Here is an 18906-nt window from a genome sequence, read left to right as displayed (position 1 = left end):
ACCATTTCACCATTGCCTATCTTCCCCGCCTCTATGAAGAAACTGCTCCTGCCGGCTGCGGCGGCTACGCTGGCCCTGGCCTCTTTCGCCTTTCCCTTTTCGCCCCCGACCACTGCCGTGACCGAACCTCTTGCCCTCGCGGACCCCAACACGACCGACGAAGTACCCCAGGATCATAAGCTGGTGATTTACCAGGTGATGACCCGCCTGTTTGGCAACAAGAAAACCCTGAACAAGCCCTACGGCACCGCGGCCGAAAACGGGGTGGGCAAGTTCAACGACATCACCGACAAGGCCCTGCAGGAAATCAAGAAGCTGGGGGCCTCCCACGTCTGGTACACCGGGGTGCTGGAGCACGCCACCATGACTGACCACAGCAAGGCCGGCGGCCCCGGCCCCGACGATGCCGACGTGGTGAAGGGCCGGGCCGGCTCGCCCTACGCCATCCGGGACTACTACGACATTGCCCCCGACCTGGCCGTGGACGTGAAAAACCGCAAGCAGGAGTTTGAGGCCCTGGTCAAGCGCACCCACGCCAACGGGCTCAAGGTCATTATTGACTTCATCCCGAACCACGTCGCGCGCTCCTACGCCTCCAACGCCAAGCCCGCCGGCACCGTGGACCTGGGCGAGAAAGACGACAAAAACAAGGCCTTCGCGCCCAACAACAACTTCTATTACCTGCCCGGCAAGGCCCTCGTGGTGCCCAAGGCCGGCAACCCGCTCGGGGCCGCGCTGGGCCCGAAGGAAGACGGCAAGTTCACGGAAAACCCCGCCAAGGCCACCGGCAACGACGTTTTCTCGGAAGCGCCGAAAGTGGACGACTGGTACGAAACCGTGAAGCTCAACTACGGCGTCGACTACCAGAACGGCCGCAAAGGGCACTTCGAGCCCATCCCCGACACTTGGCTGAAGATGCGCGACATCCTCGTGTACTGGGCCCAGAAAGACGTCGACGGCTTCCGCTGCGACATGGCCGAGATGGTGCCCATCGAGTTCTGGGGCTGGGTGATTCCGGAGGTGAAAAAGGTGAAGCCCGGCATCGTCTTTATGGGCGAGGCCTACAACCCCAAGGAGTATAAAAACTACCTCGAGAAGGGCAAATTCGACTACCTCTACGACAAGGTGGGCCTCTACGACGGCCTGCGCCGGCTGATGACCGGCTCGGGCACCACCGAAGACATTACCACCGTCTGGAGCAAGGAGAGCCGGGGCTTCGGCTCCCGGATGCTGCGCTTTCTGGAAAACCACGACGAGCAGCGCATTGCCTCCAAGCAGTTTGCCGGCGACGCGCGCACGGCCATTCCGGCCATGACCGTGTCGGCCACGCTGGGCTCGGGGCCGGTGATGGTGTATTTCGGCCAGGAAGTGGGGGAGCCCGCCAACGGGGCCGAGGGCTTCAGCAGCGCCGACGGCCGCACCTCCATCTTCGACTACTGGGGCGTGCCCGAGCACCAGAAGTGGATGAACGGCGGCAAGTTTGACGGCGGTAAGCTCGACTCGAATCAGAAAATGCTGCGCGACTTCTACGCCCGTTTGCTCAACCTGACCAGCACCAGCGACGCCATCCGCCGGGGCAAATTCTACGAGCTTCAGGACGCCAACAACCTGGGCAAGGAGTACGACCAGCGCCTCGTGTACAGCTACCTGCGCTACACCGACAAGCAGAAGCTGCTCATCATTGCCAACTTCAGCAAGGACAAAACCCTGAAGCCCACCATCGACATTCCCAAGCCCGCGCTGCTGGCCATGGGCCTCGACCCCGACAAGTTCTACACCTACACCGACCTGCTCAACAACGCCCCGGCCACCGAAAGCCTGACCCTGACGCTGCCCCCGCTGAGCGCCTACGTGCTGGAAATAAACCCCAAGTAGTACGGTCAGAATTTAGAGGGAGAGCTTAGCGCTTAAAATCGTTTCCGGCCTTTTCCTTCTGAGTTCTCCCCTCTACGTTCTCCGCTCTATTATTTAAGTTCTTCCCCAAAATTCCCCCAATGGCAACCAGCGTAGCGGCTCCGGCCCAAGAGACCCGCCAAAAACCCCGCCTGAGCTTCTGGCAGATCTGGAACATGAGCTTCGGCTTTCTGGGCATCCAGTTCGGCTTCGAGCTGCAGAATTCCAACGTCAGCCGCATCTTCGAAACCCTGGGCGCCAACAAGGACGACATTCCGATCCTCTGGATTGCCGCGCCCCTGACCGGCCTGCTAGTGCAGCCCATCATTGGCTACTTCTCCGACCGGACCTGGCATCCATTCTGGGGACGGCGCCGGCCTTACTTTGCCATCGGGGCTATTCTGGCCACGCTGGCCCTGTTTATCATGCCCAATTCCTCGGCCCTGTGGATGGCGGGCGGCATGCTCTGGATTCTGGATGCCAGCATCAACGTCAGCATGGAGCCGTTCCGGGCCTTCGTGGGCGACAAGCTGCCCAGTGAGCAGCGCACCAGCGGCTTTGCCATGCAGAGCTTCTTTATCGGGGTCGGCTCGGTCATTGCCGCGGCCCTGCCCTGGATTTTCAACAACTGGTTTCACCTCAGCAACACGGCCCCCAGCGGCGAGATTCCACCTTCGGTGAAGTGGGCTTTTTATGCCGGCGGCGTGGCCTTCATTCTGGCCGTGCTCTATACCGTGTTTACCTCCACCGAGACCCCGCCCGCCGACATGGAGGAGTTCCGGCGCGAAAATGCCCAGGTGGGCATTCTGGACGGCATCAAGGAGTCGTTCATGGGGGTGTTTCACATGCCCACGGCCATGCGCCAGCTGGCCATCGTGCAGTTCTTTACCTGGTTTGCCTTGTTCTCGATGTGGATTTACTCCACCAACGCCGTGACCAGCAACATCTACAACATGAAGGTGGATAATGGCCTCTACGCCAAGGTGGCCGGCTTCATCTCGGCCGCCCAGCAGCGGGCCACCACCGACAAGGACAAGAAGGAGCTGAGCTCTTTGCAAAACGACGTGAAGGAAATCAACCAGTTCCAGGCCGCCGACCCGTCCAAGATCATCACCATCAACATGGCCAACTACTACCTCACCCACGCCCCCGCCGAAGCCCGGGAGCAGGCTGAGCTGAAGCGGGTGCAGGCCGAGTACAACAACGGCGCCGACTGGCTGAGCTTGGCTTCTTCGGTGCGCAACGGCGTGGCGGCGCTGTTTGCCTTCATCATCCCGCTAATTGCCAGCCGTACCAGTCGGCGGCTCACCCACATGCTCTGCCTGCTCATCGGGGGCGTAGGGCTGCTGTCGTTGAAGATTATTTCCTCGCCCGAGCTGATTATGGTTTCGATGGCCATGGTGGGCGTAGCCTGGGCCAGCATTCTGAGCATGCCCTACGCCATTCTGGCCGGCTCCCTGCCCGCCAACCGGATGGGCTACTACATGGGCGTGTTCAACTTCTTTATCGTGATTCCGCAGATTGTGGCCGCCACGCTGCTGGGCTGGGCCACTATGCACCTGTTTCAGGGCAACACGCTCAATACCCTGGCCCTGGGCGGCGCATCGATGATTCTGGCGGGCCTGCTCACGCTTTGGGTCAAGGACAACGACGACGTGAAGCCCGGCGCCCAGATTATTGACTCGCCCGGCTACGACACGCCCACGGCCACCGTGCCCCGGGTGTAAGAAGCCGCGCCGAAGCTAAAAGAAGGCCGCTTTCCTCGTCGGAAAGCGGCCTTTTTCGCGGTTTCTGAGCTACAGTCCCGTTTCGAGCCAGTGCTGGGCGGGCGCTTCTTCGATGAACACCCGGATATTATCCGCCAGCTCGGGGCTCTGCATCCGCTCCCGAATGGTGGCCTGGTGGTAGGGCGTAACGAGGTAAGCCAGCCGGCGCGTGACGTGGGGCAGGGCCTGAGCTAATTGCGCCCGAAAATCGGTCAGTACCCACTCGAAGTCTTCGGCGCTGGCCAGGCCGCGGGTGCGCAGATCGATAAGCCAGCGGCCGGCCTCCAGGGGCTGGGCCATGGTCAGGGCCTGCTGGTAGCCCTCGCGGTGCTCCGGCGAGGAAACGGACCGGGTCCAGCGCAGAAACAGCGTCCGCAAGTCGGGGCGGTAGGTGAGGCGCAGGTAGGAAAGGTCGAGGCTGGGCAGGGGCATAAGGGCGAAAAGCAACGACGAAGATACAAGACCAACGGCGGGCCAGGAGGGTCCGGCGCAAAAAAGCCCGTTACTTTACGGAGCCGGCAGCCCCGCCCGGGGTGGCAAGTATGCCGGGGAAAGGATGATGGATTGATGAAACACCTGCTGTGTGGGCTGCTAAGCCTGTTCTTTTTTGCGGCCCGCGCCCAGTCGGGGGCCCAGCCCACCCGCGACGGCCTTGCCTGGACCGATGGGCAGCTGGTGCTGCTGCAAAACGGCGTGGCCCGGCCCGTTGGGCGGGAAGTGCGCCTGCCCAGCGGCGCCCGGGTGCTGCCCAGCGGCCGCGTAATTATGGCCAACGGCCGCCAGGGCCAGCTGCGGCCCGGCGACGGGGTAGACCCCAAAACCGGCGCCTGGTTTGCCCGCCGCGCCCAGAACCCCGACGGCACCACCTTCCTGCCCTTGCCCGTGCGCCTGGAGCTGCCCGCCGAATCCCTGGGCAAGGTATCCTCGAACGGGACGTCTACTACCAACCGACGCTACCACTACGAGCAGAAGCGGCAACGCGACAAAAACGGCCGCCGCCTCCCCGATGAGGAAGAGGACGATGACGACGACGATTAACACCGCTACTATTATCGCCAAAAAAAGCCCCTGACATGCGCTTTCAGGGGCTTTTTTGTCGGCAACAGGAGGGGAGCGGCTTACTTGGCTGCCATGCTTTTCTCCCGGACGGCCTTGAACTCGGAGCCGGGTTTCCACTGTGGGAAGGTCGTTTCCTGGGCCAGGCGCTGGCCCACGCGGAACAGCAGGCGCGCATCCTGCTCCATGCCCCGGTAGTCGGCCGTGGGGCTGTACTCGTCGGAGGGCTGGTGGTAGTTTTTGGCCTCAAACTCCTCGGCCCGCTGCTTGGCGTAGGCCTTGCCCTTCAGGCGGCTGTCGGCCTGGCCGCTGGCGTAGAGCGAGGGCACGCCCACGTGGGCAAAGCTGAAGTGGTCGGAGCGGAAGAAGTAGCCCTTGTCGGCGTTCTGGTCGGGCAGGATGTAGCGGTCCTGCTCCTGGGCCGCCGCCCGGGCATAGTCGTCCAGCTCCGACTGCCCGTAGCCGATAACGGTCAGGTCGCGCATGGGACCCATGGTGGGCAGGTCGTCCATGTTGAGGTCGGCCACGGTTTTGTTGACCGGAAACAGCGGGTGGGTGGCGTAGTACTTCGAGCCCAGCAGGCCCTGCTCTTCACCCGTCACGGCCAGAAACACGATGCTGCGCCCGGGCTTTTCCTTGGCCTGGGTGAAAGCTTTGGCAATGCTGAGCAAGGCCGCGCAGCCGCTGGCGTTGTCGGCCGCGCCGTTGTAAATCGAGTCCCCGTTGATGGCCGGCCCGATGCCCAGGTGGTCCCAGTGGGCCGAATACAGCACGTACTCGTTGGGCCGCGTCGCGCCGGGCAGCACCGCCACCACGTTCTTGGAGGTCTGGCGGCGCAGCTTGTTGGTGATGCTGGTGCTGATGCTCAGGCCAAGGGGCCGGGCCTTGAAGCCTTTTTGGTTGGCGGCGGCGTAGGCCTCGTCGTAGCTCTGGCCGGCGGCCTGGAACAGCTTTTTAGCCGCGTCCAGGGTTATCCAGCCTTCCAGAGTGCACTTGCTGGCGCCTTTGTCGGCGGTCTGGGTGCGCAGCTTGGCCCCGGAGTAGCTGCTTTGCACCACGCTCCAGGGGTAGGCCGCCGGCTTGGTGTCGTGGATGATGAGCAGGCCCGTGGCGCCCTGGCGGGCGGCCTCCTCGTATTTGTACATCCAGCGGCCGTAGTAGGTCATGGCGTGGCCTTTAAACATGGTCGTGTCGTTGCCCGCGTTGCCGGGGTCATTCACCAGCACCACCACCGTTTTGCCCTTCACGTCGAGGCCGGCGTAGTCGTTCCAGCCGTATTCGGGGGCCACCACGCCGTAGCCGGCAAACACCAGCGGGGAGTTGGTGACGGCTACTTTCTCCTTTTCCTGCTCGGTAAAGGCCATGTAGTCGGTTTTATAATTCAGCGTGAGCGGGGTCTTGCCGCCCGTGACCTGCATGGTGGGCGCGGGCATCCCGGTGATTTCCACCAGCGGCACGGCCTGAAAGTAGCTGCCGTCGGGCCCGGGCTTGAGGCCCAGTTTCTTGAACTCGGCGGCCAGGTAGTCGGTGGCTTTCTGCTCGCCCACGGTGAAGGGCTTGCGGCCCTGAAACTCGTCGGAGGCCAGCACCTTGATGTGGGCCCCGATGCCGGCGGCCGTGATGCCGTCGTTGGGTGAGGGCGCCACGGTGGTATCGGTGGGGGCCGTTTCGGCGGGGGAAGTGGCAGTAGCGGAATCGGCGGAGCGGCTCTGGCAGCTGGCCAGCAGCGTGAGCAGTACTGCCCCGGAGGCCAGCAGGGGAAAAGGAGAAAAGCGCATGAAGCAGGAAGGGAAAAAGTGCGGGAACAGGGTGCCAAGGTGCCGAAAAAGCGGCGTATTGCAAGCCGGCCGGCCGAGGGCAATGCTAGAATGGCCGCCGGCCCGGGCCATTCTTTTTCGCTGGATTTCCGGGGTTGGGGGCACAAAAACCGGGCTTGGTCTCGTTCAGCAGCCACGGCCCGCTTTTGCCTTCGGGCGACGCAGCCGCCGGGACGGGTCCGTGTCTCTTTCCCGCTTACCTTTCCGGTCGCAATTCTTCCCTATTTCCGCACTATGTTCAAAAACTCCCTCTTGCTGCTCTCCCTGGGCACGGCGCTGACCCTAAGCCCGGCCCTGGCCCAGCAGAAATCCGCGGCCAAAACCACTGGCCCCGTGACGGCGGCCGGCACCCGGCTGGTGGAAAAAGTAACCCGCCAGCCCGGCGAGCTGGTCATTCCCTACGAGAAGTACGTGCTGGCCAACGGCCTGACGCTCATCGTGACCGAGGACCACTCCGATCCGCTTACCCACGTCGACGTGACCTACCACGTGGGCTCGGCCCGGGAGCAGATCGGCAAGTCGGGCTTTGCCCACTTCTTCGAGCACATGATGTTTGAGGGCTCCGACCACGCCCCCCAGGGCACGTTTGATAAGCTCGTCATCGGCTCGGGCGGCACCAACAACGGCAGCACCAACCGGGACCGGACCAACTACTACGAAACCATCCCGAATAACCAGCTCGAGCGCGCCCTCTGGCTCGAAGCCGACCGCATGGGCTACCTGCTCGACGCCGTGACCCAGCCCCGCTTCGAGGTGCAGCGGGCCACGGTGAAAAACGAGCGGGGCCAGAACTACGACAACCGCCCCTACGGCCTGGTAAGCGAGTACACGGCCAAAAACCTGTACCCCTACGGCCACCCCTACAGCTGGCTGACCATCGGCTACCTCCAGGACCTGGACCGCTCCAACGTGCAGGATCTGAAAAACTTCTTCCTGCGCTGGTACGGCCCCAACAACGCCACGCTCACGGTGGGCGGCGACGTGCAGCCCGCCCAGGTGGTCACTATGGTCGAGAAATACTTCGGCTCCATCAAGCGCGGGCCGGCGGTGAAAAATAACGTGCTGCCCGCTCCCAAACTCACCCAGGACCGCTACGTGAGCTACACCGACAACGTGCGCTTCCCGATGCTGCAGATGGTGTTTCCGACAGTTCCGCAAAACCATCCCGATGAGCCGGCCCTCGACGCGCTGGCCGACATCATCGGCGGGGGCAAAAACTCCCTGCTTTACAAAAACCTGATCAAGTCCCAGCGGGCGGTGCAGGCCCGGGCCAGCCACCCCACGGCCGAACTGGCCGGCGAGTTTACGCTCAACGCCCTGGCCTTCCCCGGCAAGGGCCTCGACAGCCTCGAATACCGTATGCGGCAGAGCCTGGCCGAGTTTGAGCGCCGCGGCGTGACCGACGAAGACCTGCAGCGCTTCAAGGCCAGCCGGGAGTCGCAGCTGGTGAGCAGCCTGGCCAGCGTGAGCGGCAAGGTGAGCACCCTGGCCGAAAACCAGACCTACACCGGTAACCCCAACTACCTGACTGTGCAGGTGAAGCGCCTGCGCGCCCTGACCAAGGCCGACGTGCTGCGGGTGTACAATCAGTACATCAAGGGCAAAAAGGCCGTGGTCCTGAGCGTGCTGCCCAAGTCCGGCGACGCCAAGCCCAGCAAGCCCGACAACTTCACCATCTCCAAGGACGGCTACCAGGCCCCGGCCGACGAGTACAAGGGCCTGACCTACGTGAAAGGCCAGGACAAATTTGACCGCAACCAGATTCCGGCCGCCGGCCCCAACCCCGTCGTGACCGTGCCCGTGCTCTGGCAGGAAGGCTTTGCCAACGGCCTGCGCGTGATGGGCACCCGCAACACGGAAGTACCCGAGGTGAACCTGCTGCTCACCATCCGCGGCGGCCACCGCCTCGAGCAGAACGACCCCGGCAAGGCCGGCATTGCGGCCCTCACGGCGGCCATGCTCAACGAAGGCACCCAGAAATACACCAGTGAGCAGATTGCCGCCGCCCTCGAGCGGCTCGGCAGCAGCGTGCAGGTGGTGCCCGGCGCCGACAACACTACGGTGCAGGTGCGCAGCCTGACCAAGAACCTGCCCGCCACGCTGGCGCTGCTGGAAGAGAAGCTGATGCACCCGCGCTTCGACGCGGCTGACTTTGCCCGCCTCAAAAAGCAAACCCTGGAAGGCATTGCCAACCAGGCCACCCAGCCCGTGGTCATTGCCAACAACACCTACAACAGCCTGCTCTACGGCCCCGGCGACATCATGTCGGTGCCCGTGACGGGGACGGCTACCACGGTGCAGAGCCTCACGCTCGACGACGTGAAGCGGTTTTATGAGCAGAACTACGCGCCCAACCTTTCCCACTTGGTGGTAGTCGGCGACGTGGAGCAGAAGACGCTGGTGCCCCAGTTGGACTTCCTCAAAAACTGGACGCGCAAGAACGTGACCCTGCCCGCCGGCAACCCCGCGCCCCAGCCCGACAAAACCCGCATCTACTTCGTCAACAAGGACGGGGCGGCCCAGTCGGAAATCCGCATCGGCTATCTGGCCCTGCCCTACGATGCCACCGGCGACTACTACCGCGCCTACCTGACCAACTACCTGCTCGGCGGCGAGTTTACCAGCCGCATCAACCGCAACCTGCGCGAGGACAAGGGCTACACCTACGGCGCCTATTCCGGCTTCCGCGGCACCCGTTACACCGGGCCCTTCACCGCCCAGGCCGGCGTGCGTGCCGATGCCACCACGGCCTCGCTCACCGAGTTTGAGAAGGAGCTGAAAAACTTCCGCACCAGCGGCATCACCGACGAGGAGCTGAAAACCCTGCAAACCTCCATCGGGCAGAGCGACGCGCTGAAGTACGAAACCGGCCCCCAGAAAGCCGCCTTCCTGGCCCGCCTGCTCGATTACGACCTGCAGCCCGACTACGTGCAGCAGCAGAGCGCCATCCTGCGCGCCCTCAAGAAAGAGGACGTGCAGACCACGGCCCAGAAAGTGCTGCCCGTTGATAAAATGTACATCGTCGTGGTTGGCGACCGGGCCAAGGTATTCCCCAGCATCAGCACCCTGGGCTACGAAATCGTGGAAATGGACCTCAACGGCAACCGCCTGACCCCGGCGGCGCCGCTGGCCGTCCCCGCTACGGCTCCGACTGCCGTTCCCGCCGGTGAGGTGAAGAAGTCCAAGTCGAAAACCGAGGACGCGGAAGGCCGCAAAGCCAAGCGCAAGCTCAAAAAGGACGACAACAGCACCAAGGTCAAAGAGAAGGGCGAATAGCCCCCCGTATTACCCCGCTTGCAAAGCCCGGTTCCGCAGTTGGAGCCGGGCTTTTTTGCGCCGTAAGGTATCCGGCCCCGCTGGTCGTCTATGTACCCAGGGGCCGGCGCTGGTTTGTGGGCGGCTCGGTCAACTTTTCGCCAGGCCGCGGGTTTACTCCCGGTGGCCGGAAATTTTTCGGATTGCACGGGGCCGCGCTGGCCGCGCTACTATTAGGATACGAGGGTGTTTGGATTGTTGATTTCGCGGGGGTGGCGGGGGCTGTTGGGGTTAGGACTGAGTATGGCCGGCTTGAGCGCCGCGGCCCAGACGCCGGCCGATACCGTGGCCGGACCGCCGTCAGCTACGGCCAGCCGGCCGCTGGTGGGCTTGGGGACTCACCCGGCTCAGGACGTGGTGGACGTGTACCGGGCGCTGTTTCCCCGCTCCCGCGTGGCGGCCCACGACTCGCTGGCCCTGCAGCAGGGCGGCAAGTTTGTGTGGGTGATTCCGGCCGTGGGCTACACTCTGCAAACCCGGGGCCTGGTGCAGCTGTCGGGCAACGTGGCGTTCCGCCGGCCCGCGGCCAACATGTCGACGCTGATTGCGGCGCTGAGCTATACCCAGAACCGCCAGCTGATTTTCACGGCTACGCCCTCGGTCTGGGGCCGGGACAACCGCACCAACTGGATTGGCGACTGGCGCCTGATGCGCTACCCTCAGAGTACCTACGGCCTGGGCATGCACACCAGCACCGACCGGGCCGTGACGATGGACTACCAATACCTGCGCATCTACCAGAGCGTGCTGCGCAAGATCGGGGGCAACCTCTACGCCGGCCTGGGCTACCAGCTCGACTACCACTGGGACATTGAAAGCCGCGCCTCCACCCGGGAGGTGACCCGCATTTCGCACTACCCCTACGGCGTGGCCGGAAGCTCCACGTCCTCGGGGCCCACGCTGAGCGTGCTCTACGACAGCCGCGGCAACGCCATCAACCCGCTGGGTGGCAGCTACCTCAACACCGTGCTGCGGGCCAACACCCGCCACCTGGGCAGCAACTCCGACTACCAGACCCTGCTCGTCGATGCCCGCCGCTACCTCCGCCTCTCGCCCCACTCCCAGGATGTGCTGGCTTTGTGGAGCTATAACACCCTGACCCTGCATGGCAACCCGCCGTTTCTGGATTTGCCCAGCACCGGCTGGGACACTTACAGCAACCTGGGCCGGGGCTACATCCAGGGCCGGTTTCGGGGTAAAAACCTGCTCTACGCCGAGGCGGAGTACCGTTTCGGCATCACCCGCAACCACCTGCTGGGCGGCGTGGTGTTCGGTAACGCCCAGACCGTATCGGAAGACCTGCACCTGCTCTCCGGCACCCTGGCCACCCAGTTTGATAGGGTAGTGCCCGCCGCCGGAGCCGGCCTGCGCCTGAACCTGAATAAAGTCTCGCGCACCAACCTCTCCATCGACTACGCCCTGGGCGCCGACGGCTCCCGCGGGGTGGCTTTCAACCTGGGCGAAGTCTTCTAAAAAAGGGCCGGGGCCGCGAGGCGCTACCACTCCGGGTACGTTCCTGTGCGGCCCGTGCGGAACAATTTACCCCCGCTGCGTTGTCGTTTCAGTAGGGGAGGGGCATGCAGCCTTCGCGGCTTTAATGCGTATCTTTCCCGGGCCTGCAATGGGCCATTTTGGTGAACCGGAGAAATAATCTGTGCCTGTAACGACTACGAATGCGCCGGCCCTGGAGCAGGTTCTGGCCCAGCTGGATGCCTTTAAGCGCAAGTTTTACCTGAACCTGCTGGTGCGTGGCGCCCTGGTGGCGGGTGGGCTGTTGCTCACGCTGTTCGTGGTGCTGAACCTGCTCGAGTACTTTCTTTACCTGCCCACCTGGGTGCGCGGCGGCCTGCTGTTCGGCTTTCTGGGGCTGGTGGTTTACGCCTTCGTGCATTGGATCTGGCAGCCCCTGGCCGCCCTGACCAACCTGCGCCGTCTGCTCTCCGATGAGCAGGCCGCCGCCCGCGTGGGGGAGCTGTTTCCCCAGGTCCAGGACAAGCTGCTCAACGCCCTGCAGCTCCAGGGCCAGGCCCGCGAAAATGCCCTGATTGCCGCCAGCCTCGAGCAGCGCGCCGGTCAGCTCACCGGCCTCGAGTTTGCCCGCGGCATCAACATCACCACCCAGAGCCGGCCGCTGTGGAAGTATTTGGCCGTGCCCGCGGGCGTGATGGTGTTGCTGCTGCTGATCTGGCCGAGCCTGTTTGTGCAGGGCACCGACCGGATTCTGCACTACCGCCAGGCCTACGCCCCGCCGGCCCCGTTTCGGTTCGTTATCAAGAACAAAGACCTGAAAGCCTTCAAGAATGAGGACTTCAAGCTTGAAGTAGCCATCGAGGGCGAGGCGCTGCCCAACGAAATCAGCATCGAGTACGGGGGCCGGCAGCGCCGCCTGACCAAGGACGGCGCCAACTCGTTCAGCTACGAGTTCCGGCAGCTTCAGCGCGACGTTGAGTTTCAGCTCAGCGGCGCCGGCTTCACCTCCGACGACTACGACCTGACCGTGCAGGCCCGGCCCAACCTGCGCGACTTCGCCGTGCACGTTACGTACCCCGCCTATATCGGCAAGCCCGCCGAAACCATCCGCAACTCCGGCAACCTCACCGTGCCCGAGGGCAGCACCGTGCGCTGGGACTTCGCCACCGAGGCCACCGACCAGCTTCAGCTGCTATTCCAGAACCCGGACGAAACCGTGACGGCCACCGAGGCCGACGACCAGTTCCAGGTCACGCGCCGCATCCTGCGTAGCCAGCAGTACGCCGTGCGCCTGCAAAACGCGGCCAGCCTCAACCGGGACCCGATGCAGTACCAGATAACGGCCATTCCCGACCAGGTGCCGGAAATCACCGTCGAGAGCTTCGCCGACACGACCTCGTTGCGCTACCTGGCTTTGGGCGGCACCGTCCGCGACGACTACGGCCTGTCCCGCCTGCAGCTGCACTACCGCGTCACGTCGAAAGTCCGGCCGAACACCGATTACAAGGCCCGCGCCCTGGCCCTGCAAAGCGGCCCCAGCCAGAGCTATACCTACCAGTGGGACCTGGCCCCGCTGGGCATGAAGCCCGGTGACCGGCTCGAATACTTCGTGCAGGTCTGGGACAACGACGGCGTGCACGGCCCCAAGTCGGCGCGGACCCGGGCGGCGGAGTTCCGGTTGCCCTCCAAGACCGAGCTGCGCCAGCAGCTGGCCTCGCAGTCGGCCTCGGTGCAGAGCCAGCTGAGCAAGTCCCAGGAGCAGAGCAAGAAGATGGAGCGGGAGCTGGCCAAGGCCTCCGACAAGCTCAAAACCAAGCGGGAGCTCAACTTCCAGGACCGCAAGCAGCTGCAGGACATGCTCGAGCAGAAAAAGCAGATGGACGAGCAGATTTCGGACATGAAGAAGCTGTTTGAGCAGCTCAACCAGCAGCAGGACCAGCTCGACCCCAAAAGCCAGGAGCTGGCCGAAAAGGCCAAGGAGCTCCAGAAGCTGATGGACTCGTTGCTCGACCCCGAAACCAAGAAGCTCTACGAGCAGCTCCAGAAGCTGCTGCAGGAGCAGAAGGCCCCCGACGTAGAGATGCAGAAGCTCATGAAGCAGCTCGAAAACAAGGAAAACACCCTGCAAAAAGAGCTGGAGCGGGCCCTCGAGATGTTCAAGCAGCTCCAGTACGAGCAGAAGCAGGAGCAGGCCACCGAGAAGCTCGAGCAGCTGGCTCAGGAGCAGGAAAAGCTGGCCGAGCAGACCGAGAAAAACGATAAGGACAACCAGCCCAAGGGCGACGACAAAAAGCAGCAGCAGCAAAAGCAGGAGGAGCTCAAGCAGAAGCAGGCCGAGCAGAAGCAGGACTTCGAGGACATCAAGAAGGACCTCAGCGACCTGAAGAAAATGGACCAGCAGCTGGAAAACCAGAACGGGGCCGACGAGATGAAGCAGGAGCAGCAGCAGATCGACGAGCAGCAGCAGGACAGCGAGGAGCAGCTAAGCAAAAACCAGAACAAGAAAGCCAGCCAAAGCCAGCAAAAAGCCGCCCAGCAGATGAAGCAGATGGCTCAGAAGATGCGCCAGCAGCAGCAGGACGACGAGAATGACCAGAAGCAGGAGAACATCGACGACCTGCGCGACATCCTCGAAAACCTGCTCAAGCTCAGCTTCGACCAGGAAGGGCTGATGAAGCAGTTCCGGCAGGTCGACCAGACCGACCCGCGCTTCGTGCAGCTGGGCCAGAACCAGCGCAAGCTCCGCGACGACGCGGCCGTGATTCAGGACTCGCTCTATGCCCTGGCCAAGCGCGTGTCCCAGATTCAGAGCTTCGTGACCCGGGAAGTGGGGGAGATGAACGGCCGCATGGACGAGTCCCTGGACCAGATCCGGCAGCGCAACGTGCCCCGGGCCACCGGCAGCCAGCAGTTGGCCATGACCAGCATGAACAACCTGGCGCTGATGCTTAACGACGCCCTGCAGCAGATGCAGCAGGAGCAGCGCGAGTCCCAGCAGGCCCAGCAGCAGGGCGGGGGCAAACCCGGTAAAAAGAAGAAAAAGGGCAGCTCGGCCGGCGACGGACAGATGGGCCGCATGCAGCAGCAACTCAACCAGCAGATTCAGCAGCTCCAGCAGAGCGGCAAGACCGGCCGGGCCCTGAGCGAGGACCTGGCCAAGCTCGCCGCCCAGCAGCAGATGCTGCGCGAAGCCCTCAAGGAGCTCGATAAACTCCAGGAAAAAGGCGGCAAGGCCGGCAAGGATGGCAAGGGTCAGGATGGGGCCGGCGGCACCGGCGACGTGAAGAAATTAATGGAACAAACCGAAACTGACCTCGTAAACAAGCGGCTAACGGAGCAGACTGTGCTGCGTCAGCGTCAAATCCTTACCCGTTTGCTGGAAGTCGAGAAATCGGCCCGGGAGCGGGACCAGGACGAGAAACGTGAGGCGCAGTCGGCCCAGACCCGCCCGCCGGTATTTCCGCCCGCTTTCGACAAGTATAAGCAGCAGAAAAACCGGCAAACGGAGCTGTTGCGTACAGTACCACCGGCCCTCACGCCGTACTATCAGCGGGAGGTGAGTGAATATTTTCAGAAAATGAAATAGCGTTCCGCTAATTTTACCGCCCGCTCTCCTTTAAGCCACCTATGAAACAGGTCAAAATTCAGGTTCCTTCCCTTGTTGAGAATATCCGTGTTGTGGAAAGTTTCATCGATAACTCGAAAGAAACCTTTCATATCGAAGATGATATCTATGGCAACATCATGGTTGCTGTCACGGAAGCCGTGAATAACGCCATCCGCCACGGCAACAAATTCGACAAGGACAAAAATGTCTACCTGTCGCTGTACGTGAACAAGGACCGGGTGAAGTTTGAAGTAGAGGACGAGGGCGACGGCTTCGACTACGACAACCTGCTCGACCCCACCGCACCCGAAAACCTGGAAAACCCCGGGGGCCGCGGTATCTTCCTGATCCGTCACCTCGCCGACGAAGTGGAGTTCAACAAGGACGGCCGCAATGTGCAGCTCACGTTCTTCCTGGCGCCCACCACCGCCGACGAGCCTTCCGATACCGTTTCTTCCGAAACTGCGGCATGAACCAACACCCTCCCGGAACCGAGGATGAGATGAACGAAGGCTTGCCCGAGCAGTCGTCCGAATCGCACGGCATTGAGTTTTTGGTGGAAGATGTGGATTTCGAGCTGGCCGAGGCTGAGTCGCTCACGTCCTGGATTGAGCGCATTGCTGCCGTGCACGAGCACGAAATCGTGCAGCTCACCTACATCTTCTGCTCCGACGAATATCTGCACCGCGTCAATGTCGAGTACCTCGACCACGACACCTATACCGACGTCATCACCTTCGATAACGCCGACGACGCCGACATCATTGAAGGCGATATCTTTATCAGCGTGGAGCGGGTGCGGGAAAATGCCCAGCAGCTGGGCCTGGCTTTCCACGACGAGCTGCACCGCGTGATGATTCACGGCGTACTCCACCTGCTGGGCTACGCCGATAAGGATCTGCTCAGCCAGACGGCCATGCGCAAGAAGGAGGACTACTGCCTGTCGCTGCGCACCTTTTAACTCTGCCGGCCTCAGCCCCGCCGAAAACCACCCTAAACGCCCGCGGCCCCGCGGGCGTTTTTGTTTCTCAGCCCTCCGCCGAAACTTCCGGGGCCGGCTTTGGGGTTGGCGCAGTATCTTCCCCATTGCCGTATGTCTGCTACCCCATCTGCCCCGCTAAGTCTTCCCGGCCGGGCCCTGGACTTCTACCTGAGCCAGGGCTACTACCGGATGCACCAGGACCTGTTTACCTGCCGGTTTCTGCCCATTGAGGGCGGCGTGTATACCGTGCACTGGCTGCGCCTGGCCCTGGCCAACGTGCACTACGGCCCCGAGCAGCGCCGGCTGCTGCGGCTAGGGGAGCGGTTTACGGTCACGCTCCGGCCTTTTGAGCTCACGGCCGAGCTGGAGGCGCTCTACGCGGCCTACCGGGCGTCCATTACCTTCGATGCCCCGCCCACGGTGGAGGCTTTTCTGCTGGCCGGGGCCACCCACAACGTATTTGACACCAGCGTGCTGGAAGTGCGCGACGGCACCCGCCTGATTGCGGCCGGCATCTTCGACAGCGGGCACCGCAGCCTGGCCGGTATCATGAACTTCTACGACCCGGCCTACCGCAAATACAGCCTGGGCAAGCTGCTGATGCTGCTCAAAATCGAGCATGCCCGCAGCCAGCAACACGAGTACTACTACCCCGGCTACGTGGTCCACAACTACCCTAAGTTCGACTACAAGCTCTTCGCCTGCCCCGCCGCCACGGAAGTGTTCGACAGCCTGCTGCGACGGTGGCGGCCCTTCTCCTGGGAGGAAGTCAACCGCCAAGCCGCTGACCTGCTGGATGATTGGCAGCAAGAGCCCTGGGCCGAGAAAGACGAGGGCTAAACGGGACGCGCGCATAAAAGCCGCTAAGTGCGTATCTTTGCGCACGTTTTGAGCGGGTTGCGCCGGCTTTCCCTGCCTACTTTTCCAGCGCAACGTCCGCTTCCGGCGGGCGTTTTTGGTTTCCGGGGCCGCGCGAACTTTGTGGTTCGCCTTTCCTGTTAGCCTCCAACGCCTGATTTGCTTACCTGCTCACGCGCGCCGCTTGGCGCGCTACTGCTCCCCGCTATGTTTCAGCAAGAAGAATACGATGTCATTGTAGTAGGAGCCGGCCACGCCGGCTGCGAAGCCGCCGCCGCCGCCGCCAACCTGGGCTCGAAGGTGCTGCTGGTGACGATGAACATGAACACCATCGCCCAGATGTCGTGCAACCCGGCCATGGGCGGGGTGGCCAAGGGCCAGATTGTGCGCGAAGTCGACGCGCTGGGCGGGCAGTCGGGTATCATCACCGACAAGACCATGATTCAGTTCCGGATGCTGAACCGCTCGAAGGGTCCCGCCATGTGGAGCCCCCGGGCGCAGTCGGACCGCATGCGCTTTGCCGAGGAGTGGCGCACCACGCTCGAGCAAACCCTGAATGTGGACTTCTGGCAGGAATCCGTCACGGGCATCGTGGTGGAAAATGACACCGTGGTGGGCGTCAAAACCCAGCTCGGCATCGAGTTTCGGGGCAAGTCGGTGGTGCTCACCAACGGCACGTTCCTGAACGGCCTGATTCACATCGGCGAGAAAAACTTCGGCGGCGGCCGCGCGGCCGAGAAGAAAAGCACCGGCATCACCGAGCAGCTTCTGGAACTGGGCTTCGAAACGGGCCGGATGAAAACCGGCACCCCGCCCCGCGTCGACGGCCGCAGCCTCGACTACTCCAAGATGGAGGAGCAGGGCGGCGACGAGGTGCCCAGCAAGTTCAGCTACCTCGACACGCCCCGGCTGGTGAAGCAGCGCCCGTGCTACATCACCTACACCAATGCGGAAGTCCACGAAATTCTAAAGGAAGGCTTCGAGAAGTCGCCGATGTTCCAGGGCCGCATCAAGGGCCTGGGGCCGCGGTACTGCCCGAGCGTGGAAGACAAAATCAACCGCTTCGCCGACAAGGACCGCCACCAGATTTTCGTGGAGCCCGAGGGCAGCAGCACGGTGGAAATGTACATCAACGGCTTTAGCTCGTCATTGCCCGAAGACGTGCAGTACCGCGCCCTGCGCAAGATTGCCGGCTTCGAAAACGCCAAGATGTTCCGCCCCGGCTACGCCATTGAGTACGACTTCTTCCCGCCGACCCAGCTCAGCCTGACGCTGGAAACCAAGCGGGTGAAAAACCTCTACTTCGCCGGCCAGATCAACGGCACCACGGGCTACGAGGAAGCCGCCTGCCAGGGCCTGATGGCCGGTATCAACGCCCACAACAAGGTACACGGCCGGGAACCCTTCATTCTGAAAAGGAGCGAGGCCTACATCGGCGTGCTCATCGACGACCTCGTGAACAAGGGTACCGACGAGCCCTACCGTATGTTCACCAGCCGCGCCGAGCACCGCATTCTGCTGCGCCAGGACAACGCCGACCTGCGCCTGACGCCCCTGGGCCACGCCCTGGGTTTGGCTTCGGACGAGCGGCTGTTCCGGGTGGAACAGAAGCAGCGCGAAACGACGGAAGTGGTGGAGCTGCTGAAGAACTTTGCCATCGAGCCCAGTGAAATCAACGCCTTGCTGGAAGAGCTGGGCTCGGCCACCCTGCACGAGCGGACCCGGGCCATCAACCTGCTGCGCCGGCCTAACCTGGAGCTCGAGCACCTGACCCGCACCCTGCCGAATCTGACCCTGGCCCTGGCCCCCTACCAGCCTGACAGCCTCGAGCAGGCCGTTATTGCCATCAAGTACGAGTCGTATATTGAGAAGGAAAACCAGCAGGCGGCCCGGGTGGCCGAGCTGGAAAACTTCGTCATCCAGGGCCGCCTCGACTACCAGCAGATGCCGGCTTTGTCGCACGAGGCCCGCGAAAAGCTGCTCAAGGTGCAGCCCGAAACCATCGGCCAGGCCGCCCGCATCAGCGGGGTGTCGCCGGCCGACATTTCGGTGCTGATGGTGTACCTTGGGCGGTAATTATGAATTGAGAATTCTGAATTATACATTCTGAACGGGTACCCACCCCGCGTGGGCAGCCTCCCA

At 62.8% G+C, this 18906-nt stretch carries 12 protein-coding genes; 10 read left to right on the top strand and 2 right to left on the bottom strand.

Annotated features, from left to right (window positions below; translation table 11 throughout):
* The first annotated feature begins 33 nt into the window (after positions 1 to 33).
* A complete protein-coding gene (locus EWM57_RS13290) occupies positions 34 to 1875 on the top strand; it encodes an alpha-amylase family glycosyl hydrolase (protein WP_129921641.1) in 1842 nt (613 codons plus the stop codon).
* A gap of 119 nt (positions 1876 to 1994) precedes the next feature.
* Positions 1995 to 3620 carry an MFS transporter gene (locus tag EWM57_RS13285; RefSeq protein ID WP_129921640.1) on the top strand — a complete coding sequence of 542 codons (1626 nt, stop codon included), beginning with the start codon at positions 1995 to 1997 and terminating at the stop codon, positions 3618 to 3620.
* Positions 3621 to 3689: 69 nt separating this feature from the next.
* Here EWM57_RS13285 and EWM57_RS13280 read toward each other — a convergent pair whose 3' ends face one another.
* Positions 3690 to 4091, bottom strand: a complete 402-nt coding sequence (locus EWM57_RS13280) for a hypothetical protein (protein WP_129921639.1) — start codon at positions 4089 to 4091, stop codon at positions 3690 to 3692.
* 135 nt (positions 4092 to 4226) lie between these two features.
* On the opposite strand from EWM57_RS13280, the gene EWM57_RS13275 reads away from it, so the two are divergent.
* Positions 4227 to 4697: a DUF6799 domain-containing protein gene (locus tag EWM57_RS13275; protein WP_129921638.1), complete on the top strand. Its 471-nt coding sequence runs from the start codon at positions 4227 to 4229 to the stop codon at positions 4695 to 4697.
* A gap of 80 nt (positions 4698 to 4777) precedes the next feature.
* Here the strand turns inward: EWM57_RS13275 and EWM57_RS13270 are convergent, their stop codons facing one another.
* Positions 4778 to 6493, bottom strand: a complete 1716-nt coding sequence (locus EWM57_RS13270; RefSeq protein WP_129921637.1) for a M28 family metallopeptidase — start codon at positions 6491 to 6493, stop codon at positions 4778 to 4780.
* Between the two features lie 273 nt (positions 6494 to 6766).
* Between EWM57_RS13270 and EWM57_RS13265 the strand changes: the two genes are divergently transcribed.
* From EWM57_RS13265 to mnmG, 7 genes are all read left to right on the top strand, one after another.
* Complete coding sequence (locus tag EWM57_RS13265) at positions 6767 to 9808, top strand: M16 family metallopeptidase (RefSeq protein WP_129921636.1); 3042 nt, start codon at positions 6767 to 6769, stop codon at positions 9806 to 9808.
* A gap of 282 nt (positions 9809 to 10090) precedes the next feature.
* Positions 10091 to 11320, top strand: coding sequence for a BamA/TamA family outer membrane protein (locus EWM57_RS13260; protein WP_129921635.1), 1230 nt, complete (start codon positions 10091 to 10093; stop codon positions 11318 to 11320).
* A 181-nt stretch (positions 11321 to 11501) separates the two neighbouring features.
* Positions 11502 to 14903 carry a DUF4175 family protein gene (locus EWM57_RS13255; protein ID WP_129921634.1) on the top strand — a complete coding sequence of 1134 codons (3402 nt, stop codon included), beginning with the start codon at positions 11502 to 11504 and terminating at the stop codon, positions 14901 to 14903.
* Positions 14904 to 14944: 41 nt separating this feature from the next.
* Positions 14945 to 15397, top strand: coding sequence for an ATP-binding protein (locus tag EWM57_RS13250; protein ID WP_129921633.1), 453 nt, complete (start codon positions 14945 to 14947; stop codon positions 15395 to 15397).
* The gene (ybeY, locus tag EWM57_RS13245; protein ID WP_129921632.1) at positions 15394 to 15885 is read left to right on the top strand and encodes an rRNA maturation RNase YbeY; all 492 of its coding nucleotides are present in this window, start codon (positions 15394 to 15396) and stop codon (positions 15883 to 15885) included. The genes EWM57_RS13250 and ybeY overlap by 4 nt, the downstream gene beginning before the upstream one ends.
* A gap of 132 nt (positions 15886 to 16017) precedes the next feature.
* Complete coding sequence (locus tag EWM57_RS13240; protein WP_129921631.1) at positions 16018 to 16746, top strand: GNAT family N-acetyltransferase; 729 nt, start codon at positions 16018 to 16020, stop codon at positions 16744 to 16746.
* A 225-nt stretch (positions 16747 to 16971) separates the two neighbouring features.
* Entirely contained in the window at positions 16972 to 18840 is a 1869-nt protein-coding gene (mnmG, locus tag EWM57_RS13235) for a tRNA uridine-5-carboxymethylaminomethyl(34) synthesis enzyme MnmG (RefSeq protein ID WP_129921630.1), read from the top strand.
* Positions 18841 to 18906: the final 66 nt, after the last annotated feature.

This window comes from Hymenobacter persicinus (assembly GCF_004167665.1).
GTDB lineage: Bacteria > Bacteroidota > Bacteroidia > Cytophagales > Hymenobacteraceae > Hymenobacter > Hymenobacter persicinus.
Note: the sequence above shows the minus strand (reverse complement) of the source record. Positions and strands in the feature narration are given on the sequence as shown.

What these genes read in the sequence shown, in the direction of transcription:
- EWM57_RS13290 (WP_129921641.1), top strand. Translation starts at nt 34, where the DNA reads ATGAAGAAACTGCTCCTGCCGGCTGCGGCGGCTACGCTGGCCCTGGCC.
- EWM57_RS13285 (WP_129921640.1), top strand. Translation starts at nt 1,995, where the DNA reads ATGGCAACCAGCGTAGCGGCTCCGGCCCAAGAGACCCGCCAAAAACCC.
- EWM57_RS13280 (WP_129921639.1), bottom strand. Translation starts at nt 4,091, where the DNA reads ATGCCCCTGCCCAGCCTCGACCTTTCCTACCTGCGCCTCACCTACCGC.
- EWM57_RS13275 (WP_129921638.1), top strand. Translation starts at nt 4,227, where the DNA reads ATGAAACACCTGCTGTGTGGGCTGCTAAGCCTGTTCTTTTTTGCGGCC.
- EWM57_RS13270 (WP_129921637.1), bottom strand. Translation starts at nt 6,493, where the DNA reads ATGCGCTTTTCTCCTTTTCCCCTGCTGGCCTCCGGGGCAGTACTGCTC.
- EWM57_RS13265 (WP_129921636.1), top strand. Translation starts at nt 6,767, where the DNA reads ATGTTCAAAAACTCCCTCTTGCTGCTCTCCCTGGGCACGGCGCTGACC.
- EWM57_RS13260 (WP_129921635.1), top strand. Translation starts at nt 10,091, where the DNA reads ATGGCCGGCTTGAGCGCCGCGGCCCAGACGCCGGCCGATACCGTGGCC.
- EWM57_RS13250 (WP_129921633.1), top strand. Translation starts at nt 14,945, where the DNA reads ATGAAACAGGTCAAAATTCAGGTTCCTTCCCTTGTTGAGAATATCCGT.
- ybeY (WP_129921632.1), top strand. Translation starts at nt 15,394, where the DNA reads ATGAACCAACACCCTCCCGGAACCGAGGATGAGATGAACGAAGGCTTG.
- EWM57_RS13240 (WP_129921631.1), top strand. Translation starts at nt 16,018, where the DNA reads ATGTCTGCTACCCCATCTGCCCCGCTAAGTCTTCCCGGCCGGGCCCTG.
- mnmG (WP_129921630.1), top strand. Translation starts at nt 16,972, where the DNA reads ATGTTTCAGCAAGAAGAATACGATGTCATTGTAGTAGGAGCCGGCCAC.